Origin of the sequence: Isoptericola croceus, from assembly GCF_029382255.1 — a bacterium.
GTDB lineage: Bacteria > Actinomycetota > Actinomycetes > Actinomycetales > Cellulomonadaceae > Isoptericola > Isoptericola croceus.
In genome coordinates this window covers 1-341 of the sequence record NZ_JARLLG010000060.1, presented here as the reverse complement: position 1 = coordinate 341, position 341 = coordinate 1, and the positions used below count along the sequence as shown (strand labels likewise).

Annotated in this window: 1 protein-coding gene; it reads left to right on the top strand. The window is 44.0% G+C overall.

Annotated elements, in window-relative coordinates; all coding sequences use genetic code 11:
• A partial coding sequence (locus PZC42_RS24350) for a hypothetical protein (RefSeq protein ID WP_277213957.1) occupies nucleotides 1-341 on the top strand: 341 nt, incomplete at both ends.

Below are 341 nucleotides of genomic sequence, written 5' to 3'. Positions count from 1 at the left end.
CTCGATGACACATCTCCCTTCTGATTCCCAGTGGCTTCATAGCAGGATTGAAATCAATGGTTATGAAGAATACAGTGGGACTGAATATAGGTCCGCTGGATGCACTGAAGAATACAATGTCATGAGGAGGTATCTTGAGCAATCAGGGGAGGAGGAATCTGTTTGTTTGGAAGGAGATATTGGTGGTGGCCTAGTTCTCCAGCGTCACATATCCATCTTGAAAGATAACCCGAAGATTTTCCAGATTGACTCAAGCATTCAAGCAAGAAATGTTGGAGCTGGTTCTGGTGGGTTTTCAAGGTTGGTATGTTTGCGAGTTCATCCAACTTTCACACTTCTAC